This is a genomic window from Pseudonocardia ammonioxydans, assembly GCF_900115005.1.
GTDB classification, from domain to species: Bacteria; Actinomycetota; Actinomycetes; order Mycobacteriales; family Pseudonocardiaceae; genus Pseudonocardia; species Pseudonocardia ammonioxydans.
In genome coordinates this window covers 182,434-189,670 of the sequence record NZ_FOUY01000010.1, presented here as the reverse complement: position 1 = coordinate 189,670, position 7,237 = coordinate 182,434, and the positions used below count along the sequence as shown (strand labels likewise).

Genomic DNA, 7,237 nt, shown 5'->3' with positions numbered 1-7,237 from the left:
CCGGCCTCGGGCAGCATCACCGTCCGGCAGCGCCGGTCCCTGCGGATCACCGAGATCCTGGAGGTCGCGTTCCGGATCTACCCGAAGCGCAGCGTGTTGTGCCTGGCGCTGTTCCTGGGCCAGGCGTTCCTCTACAACGCGGTGACGTTCAACCTCGGCACGCTGCTGAGCAGCTACTTCGGGGTGTCGTCGGGGGCGGTGCCGTACTACTTCGCGGTCTACGCGCTGGGCAGCCTGGCCGGGCCGCTGCTGCTGGGCCCGCTGTTCGACTCCGTGGGCCGCAAGCCGATGGTCGCCGGGACCTACTTCGCGGCCTCGGCGTTGCTCGTGGTCACCGCACTGCTGATGCAGGGCGGGGTCCTCGGCTCGTGGTCGTTCCTGGTCATGCTGGTGGTGACGTTCTTCTTCGCCTCGGCGGGCTCGAGCGCGGCCTACCTCACGGTCAGCGAGATCTTCCCGATGGAGACGCGGGCGCTGGCCATCGCGGTGTTCTACGCCATCGGGACGGCGGCCGGCGGGATCGCCGGGCCGCTGTTGTTCGGCGCGTTCATCGACTCCGGCGACGTCGGTCTGGTCGCGCTCGGCTTCTACATCGGCGCCGGCGCGATGGCGATCGGCGGGCTCGCCGAGGTGGTGTTCGGGATCGAGGCCGCGGGCCGCTCGCTGGAGGACATCGCCCCTCCCCTCACCGCCCACGACGACCGCGCGTCCTGAACCGCTGCTGTCCTGAACTGCTGTCCCTGAACTGTTGTCCCTGGACCGCGGTCGTCCCGAGAAGCGAAGGAGCTCCGAGGTGAGCACACCGGACACCACCGACTCACCGGCCGTCGTCGTCGCCGGCGTCGACGGCTCCCCGAACTCGCGAGCCGCACTGGCCTGGGCCGCGGAGGAGGCCACACACCGTGGCTGCGAGCTCCGGGTGATCACGGCCTGGACGCTGCCGACACCCCGCTCGGCGGGCGCGACGGGCCCACCCTCCGGGTTGCCCGACGTCGCCGCCCACCAGGAGCAGTCCCGGCACCTGGTGGAGGACATGGTCGCCGCGGTGCTCGGGGAGCCGCGGTCCACGGTCTGCGAGGCGGTCCGCGGGCAGCCGCTGGACGTGCTGCTCGAGGCCGGACGCCGCGCGCGCATGCTCGTGGTCGGTGCCCGCGGCGGCGGTGGTCGGACCGGTCTACGGCTGGGCTCGGTCGCCGAGCAGCTCGCCCACCACGCCCCGTGCCCGGTGCTGGTGGTCCCGGCCGAGCGGCAGCGCCGCCCGGACGGCGGCCCCGCCCGCAGCGGGTGACCGTCGCCCGCCCGGTCAGGCGGCCCGGCCGGACCGCGACCCCGGTCCCCGCCGCGGCCGGGTGCCGGCCGTGCCGCCCACCGCGTCCGCGTCGCCGGCCCCCGCCCGCTCGGCGGTCCGGGTGATGTTGCGGACCATCCCGCCGAAGACGATCCCGTGGAACGGCGCCACCGACCACCAGTACAGGTAGCCGGGCAGCCCGTGCGGGATGAACACGGCCCGCTGGTGGTAGGCCGACCCCCCGTCGCGCGGGGACACCGACATCTCGAGCCAGGCCCGGCCGGGCACCTTCATCTCGGCGCGCAACCGCAGCAGCCCCTCGTCCGGACCCAGGTCGCTGCCGGGCGGCCGGTGCCCGCCCGGTTCCAGGATGCGTTCCACCCGCCACCAGTCCAGGGCGTCGCCGGTGTGCAGATCGTCGGGGTCACGGCGGCCGCGGGCCAGGCCGACCCCGCCGACGGCCCGGTCCATCCACCCGCGCACCGACCAGGCCAGCGGGAACGAGTACCAGCCGCGTTCGCCGCCGATGCCCTCCACGACCTGCCACAGCCGGTGCGGGTCGGCCGCGCAGTCCTGGTCGCGTTCGTCGAGGTAGACGCTGCCGCCGGACCAGCCGGGGTCGCTGGGCAGCGGGTCGGACGGCACGTTCGCGGTGGTCGCGTTGGACCACCGGGTCTCCACCTCGCCCGCGGAGATCCGGGCCAGTGCCAGCTCGACGGCGCGGTCGTAGCCGATCAGCCCGCCGGGCGGGTCCGGCACGTGGGACCGGATGTCGTCCTCGGTGCAGACGACCTCGTGCACCAGCGACTCGATCAGCGGGGCCGCGATCGACTTCGGCACCGGCGTCACGATGTCGATCCAGTGCGCGGACAACGACGGCGACAGCACCGGGACCGGCAGCACCCGGCGGCGGCCGAGGCCCGCCACCCGCGCGTAGCGCTGCATCATCTCGAGATAGGTGAGGACGTCCGGGCCGCCGATGTCGAACGTCCGGTTGATCCGTCCGGGCAGCTCGGCGACCCGGACGAGATAGCGCAGCACGTCCCGCACGGCGATCGGCTGGATCCTGTTGCGGACCCAGCGCGGCGTGACCATCACCGGCAGCCGCTCGGTCAGGTGGCGCAGCATCTCGAAGCTCGCGGAGCCGGACCCGAGGATCACCGCGGCCTGCAGCGCGACGGTCGGGACACCGGAGCGCAGCAACGTCTCGCCGACCTCCACCCGGGACGCCAGGTGAGCCGAGAGGTCCGCCGGGTCACCGTCCGGGTGCAGACCGCCGAGGTAGACGATCCGCTGTACCCCGGCCTCCCGCGCCGCCTCGGCCATGATCAGCGCTGCCCGCCGGTCGGTCGCGGCGAAGTCGGTGCCGGACAGTGAGTGCACCAGGAAGTAGACGACGTCGACGTCCGCGCAGGCGGCCCGCACGCTCTGCGGGTCGAGCAGGTCCCCGCGGACGATCTCGGCGTCGGCCGCCCACGGGACGTCGGCGAGCTTGCCCGGGTCGCGGACCAGGCACCGGACGTGCACCGGCCCGGTGCCCGGGTCCGGCACGAGGTCGGTCTCCGGGCCGTACCCCAGCAGCCGGGGCGCCAGCCGCCCGCCGATGTACCCGGTCGCTCCGGTGACGAGATAACGCACGGCGCCGATCGTCCCACCGGTCCACCCGCGCGGCAGGGCACGCGGGGCGGCGCCGGTCCGGGCCCGGCCGGTCAGCCCGGTGCCGGTGGCCTGCCGTCCCGCGGGACCAGTGGGTCGACCTGCTCGGGCGCCACCTCGTGCGGGGCGACCAGCGAGCGGACCGCGGCGGTCAGCACCGCCAGCAGCGGGACCGCGAGCAGCGCGCCGGCGATCCCGGCGATCACGACACCGGCGGCGACCGCGAGCGCGACGGCGAGCGGGTGCAGCCGCACCGCCCGGCCCATCAGCAGCGGCTGCAGCACGTGGCTCTCCAGCTGCTGCACGGCCAGCACGACGCCGAGGACGACCAGCGCCGTCGGCAGGCCGTTCGCGACCAGCGCGATCAGCACGGCGATCGCCCCGGTCAGCACGGCCCCCACGATCGGGACGAACGCGCCCACGAACACCAGGGCGGTCAGTGGCAGCGCCAGCGGGACGCCGGTGATCCACAGGCCGAGCCCGATCCCGATCGCGTCGACGATCGCGACGAGGACCGTCGCCCGGACGAAACCCACCAGTGACGCGAAACCGCGCCGGCCCGCGACGTCCACCCGCTCGCGCCGCTGTGCGGGGGCGAGCAGGCGCAGGAACGCCCACATCCGGCGGCCGTCGTAGAGCATGAAGATCAACGCGAACAGGCACAGCGCGACGCCGGCGAGGACCTCGCCGACCGTGGCCGCGGTGCTCACGGCGCCGGTGGTGAGCGTCTGCTGGTTGGCCTCCAGGGTCCGCAGCAGCTGCTCCCCGACCTGCTCGACGTCGACGTCGAACGGGGTCGCGTCCACCAGGCCCTGCAGCGATGCTGCGCTGATCGTCAGCTGCCCGACCAGGTCCGCGGTGCCGTCGACCAGGGTGTTGACGACGAGTGTGAGCAGCCCGCCGAGGGCCGCCAGGCCGCCGACCATCACCAGCCCGGTCGCGAGCCCGCGCGGGACGCGGCGGTCGTGCAGCCACTGGACGAGCGGGGCGAGCAGCGCGGCGAGCAGCACGGCGATCGCCACCGGGACCACGACCACGCGCAGCTGGACGATCACGAAGATCAGCAGTGCCAGGCCGGCCGCGATCACCAGCATTCGGGCGCACACCTCGGAGGCGATGCGCAACGGGGCGGGGACCTCGGAGTGGGGCGGTGGGCGCTGGAACCGGCGTGGGATGCGGCTGCGGGCCACGGGGTCACCGGGCGGCCCGTCGGTGGCTCCCGTGTCGGTGCTCCCGCTCCCGGTCGTCGTGTCCCCGGTGGCCGTGCTCCCGGCGCCCGAGACGCCGGTGCCTGAGACGCCGGGGTCGGTGGTGGCGGGGTCCGCGGTGTCGGGGTCCGCGGTGTCGGCGGTGCCGCAGGACTCCGTCCCCGGCGCGAGGAACGGCGCGACGGCCCGGTCGTCCCCTGGGGCCGGCTGCCCGCCCGTACCCGGAGCGTCCGCCGGCCCGCTCCGCTCCGCCATGGATGCGACGGTATCGGCGCTCGACCGGGTGGGTGCGGTGCGCGATCCGGTGATTCGTGCACACCGCCGAGAACCCTCGGACAGCCCAGCGCGCGCGCAGACGGAGCAGCCGCCGGCTCCAACTCTCACGCAGTGTCGAACTACACCCGTGTAGTGGACACACCGAAGACCGTTCGGCGCATCATCGGGTGGCGAGTTGGTCACGGAACGCAGAACCCGGCTCGTCACCTGCTGATCCATCCGGCTCGCGAGGGCGGGGATGCGCGTCCGCGCGCTGCGTCCGGCGCGAGGATGGTTACTCGCTGCTCCACCAGGGCGCCGGATCGATACTCTCCGTAGAGAACGCGGAGGGTGCCGGATCGGCTGTGCCACTCGTCCGAGGGGACTCCTGTCGGAATCTGTAACGGCCGTTTCCCCGCTCGTGTGTCACCCGTTGACACCGTTAGTGAGCCGAACGGCGGTACTGGCTAGGAGTACCGGACCAGCGTCGGATGGCTCCACGACCGACCAGGGGAGCAGGAGGTACGGCGGGTGTACGAGTTCGACCACGCGTCCGGCAGCAGCGGTCTCGAGTCCTCGATCCGTGATCGGCGCGCGGCACGGGACGGCTGGCCGTTCCCCGGCCGCCACGAGTCGCACGCGGAGATCCAGGACGAGACGCCGATCTTCCACGCGCTCACCGTCGGCGACTGGCGCGAGCGGCAGCGGTCCGGGACAGCGGGCAACGCCGTGCGGCGGGTGCATCGCGGGACGCTGCGCACCACGCGCCGCAGCAGCGGGGCGGAGCGGACCGCGGCCGCCGTCGCCGCGTTCCACACCGACCCGCACGCGGCGGTCCCCGCTCAGCCGGTGCCGGCCGGGCCGGAGGCCGCCGAGGCCGTCGGTGCGGTGCCCGCGCTGCTGCACCGGCGCCGGGACGCCGAGCGGGCCGCGGACCGGGCCGCGATCGCCGGCCTGCTCGGGGGCGCGGGCCGCCACCGCCTGACCCGCAGCGCCTGACCCGCCGCATCTGTCCCGCCCCAGCCGACCCGCAGGCCCGCAGACCCGCAGGGCGGATCGCACGACGGAGGCAACCACGGCGCCCCCGGGACGTCTCGGGAGGTGACGGCGCGCGCAGGCGGGCTGTCGGGGGTGTCACAGCAGCCCGGCCGGTGGGGACCGGCCGGTGACCGCGGCCCGATCCGGTGGGGACCGGAACAGGGGCGCACGTTCGTCCCGCGGCGACCTCGGTGCCGCGGGGTGGTGACGACGACCGGCTGGGGAGCAGGGTCGTCAGCACGCACGGCGCGGGCCGGGTCCGGGGTCGGAGGGAGCCGACCGCGGACCCGGCCCACGCATGTGCACACATCACCGGCGGCACACCGCGTGCGGCACCGGATGCGGTCGCGCCTGCACCCGGAGCCGTGGGGAGCGCGGTTCCGGGCGGGACGACCCGCCGAGTTCGGGACTCCGTCGACCCGGCTCGGGTGGCGACATGATCGCCACGGAGTGTGACCGTATCGGGCGACCGTCCGGGTCACAAGGGGGCGATCCCATCCGGGCGCGCGCCGCACGGCATCTCTCCGCAGAGTGCCGTCGCGCGTTCTACGCTCGCGGTGATGAGCACCGATGCCGCGGCGACCGGACCCCGTCGCACGGACCGCCCGCTGGACGAGGCAGGTGTGGCGACAGCCGTCCGCCGCGCCGCCGAGCGCGGCACCTCGGTACGGCCGACCGGGGCAGGAGGCCGGGCGCCCGGACCACTCGTCCGCACCGACGACGTGCTGCTCGACGCGTCCGCGCTGACCGGGGTCGTCGAGATCGCGGAGGACACGGTCCGCGTCCGCGGCGGGGAGACCGTCGCCGGTCTGTGCACCGCCCTGGCGGCGTCGGGCCGCACGCTCGCCACCGTCCCGGACGCCCCGCGCGCGACGATCGCCGGTGCCACCGGGCTCGGCATGTACGGCGGTGCGCCGGCCGCGGGGTCGCTGTCCGACCAGGTGCTCGCGGTCCGCCTCGTCGACGGGCGCGGGCAGGTCCGTGAGATCACCGGCCCGGACCTGGACGCCGCCCGCTGCGGGCTCGGCGCGCTCGGCGTCATCACCGCGCTCGAGCTGCGCACCGTCGCGCTGCACCGGCTACGGGTGCACGAGCAGGCGATCCGCTTCGCCGACCTGCTCGCCGACGGACTGCTGCACGCACACGCCTGGACCGAGTGCGACGTCGCCCTCCACACCGGACAGGCGATCCTGCGCTGGGCCGAACCCGACCCGGACACCGACGGGGCGGCCCCCGACGCCCGGGCCGGGTGGGGGCAGGCGGTGTCCCGGCTGGCGGCGTCCTGGTGGTCGTCGGGGAAGGCGCTGCGCTCGTCCTGGCCGCCCCCGCCCCGCTGGGCGCCGGGCACCACCGGCCCCCCGCACGAGGTGCTCCCGGACCCGCAGCCGTGGGACCCGGACCTGGCCGAGTGGGCGGTGCCCCGCGAGGCGCTCGGTGCCGTGCTGCGCGAGCTCGGCGCGGCGGTCGCCGCCCGCGGGCACGAGCTGCGCCCGGTCCGGGTGCGCACCGGGGCCGCGGAGACCGGGCTGGTCCACCCCGGTTCCGGCCGGGACAGCGCCTACCTGCGGATCCGGACCCGCGGCCCGGCCGAGGAGCCGGTCCGCCGGCTGGCCTGCGCGGTGCTCGAGGACGCGGCGGGCCGGCCGTGCTGGACCACCCGGCACGAGTGGGGCCCCGACGAGCTGGCCGTCTCCTACCCCGGCTGGGCCGCGTTCCGCGAGGTCCGCGACCGGCTCGACCCGGACCGCCGCTTCACCGACCCGCACCTGGCCTCGTCCCTCGGCCCGTGAGT

Annotated in this window: 6 protein-coding genes; 4 read left to right on the top strand and 2 right to left on the bottom strand. The window is 75.3% G+C overall.

All coding sequences use genetic code 11. The features are described from left to right. Nucleotides 1–714, top strand: a 714-nt coding sequence (locus BM093_RS12435) for an MFS transporter (RefSeq protein ID WP_143105353.1), incomplete at its 5' end; no start/stop codon positions are given. Between the two features lie 79 nt (nt 715–793). Continuing rightward, complete coding sequence (locus tag BM093_RS12430) at nt 794–1,288, top strand: universal stress protein (RefSeq protein ID WP_093341798.1); 495 nt, start codon at nt 794–796, stop codon at nt 1,286–1,288. Nucleotides 1,289–1,303: 15 nt separating this feature from the next. Here the strand turns inward: BM093_RS12430 and BM093_RS12425 are convergent, their stop codons facing one another. After that, on the bottom strand, nt 1,304–2,926 hold the full coding sequence (locus tag BM093_RS12425) for an SDR family oxidoreductase (RefSeq protein ID WP_093341795.1): 1,623 nt from the start codon (nt 2,924–2,926) through the stop codon (nt 1,304–1,306). Nucleotides 2,927–2,997: 71 nt separating this feature from the next. Beyond that, nucleotides 2,998–4,407: an AI-2E family transporter gene (locus BM093_RS12420; RefSeq protein WP_245773479.1), complete on the bottom strand. Its 1,410-nt coding sequence runs from the start codon at nt 4,405–4,407 to the stop codon at nt 2,998–3,000. 531 nt (nt 4,408–4,938) lie between these two features. On the opposite strand from BM093_RS12420, the gene BM093_RS12415 reads away from it, so the two are divergent. Together BM093_RS12415 and BM093_RS12410 are read left to right on the top strand one after the other, a co-directional pair. Then, entirely contained in the window at nt 4,939–5,406 is a 468-nt protein-coding gene (locus BM093_RS12415) for a hypothetical protein (RefSeq protein ID WP_093341789.1), read from the top strand. Between the two features lie 599 nt (nt 5,407–6,005). Beyond that, nucleotides 6,006–7,235, top strand: a complete 1,230-nt coding sequence (locus BM093_RS12410; RefSeq protein WP_093341786.1) for a D-arabinono-1,4-lactone oxidase — start codon at nt 6,006–6,008, stop codon at nt 7,233–7,235. Nucleotides 7,236–7,237 lie beyond the last annotated feature (2 nt).

Coding starts and splice junctions, on each gene's coding strand:
- BM093_RS12420 (WP_245773479.1), bottom strand. CDS start 4,407: ATGGCGGAGCGGAGCGGGCCGGCGGACGCTCCGGGTACGGGCGGGCAG.
- BM093_RS12410 (WP_093341786.1), top strand. CDS start 6,006: ATGAGCACCGATGCCGCGGCGACCGGACCCCGTCGCACGGACCGCCCG.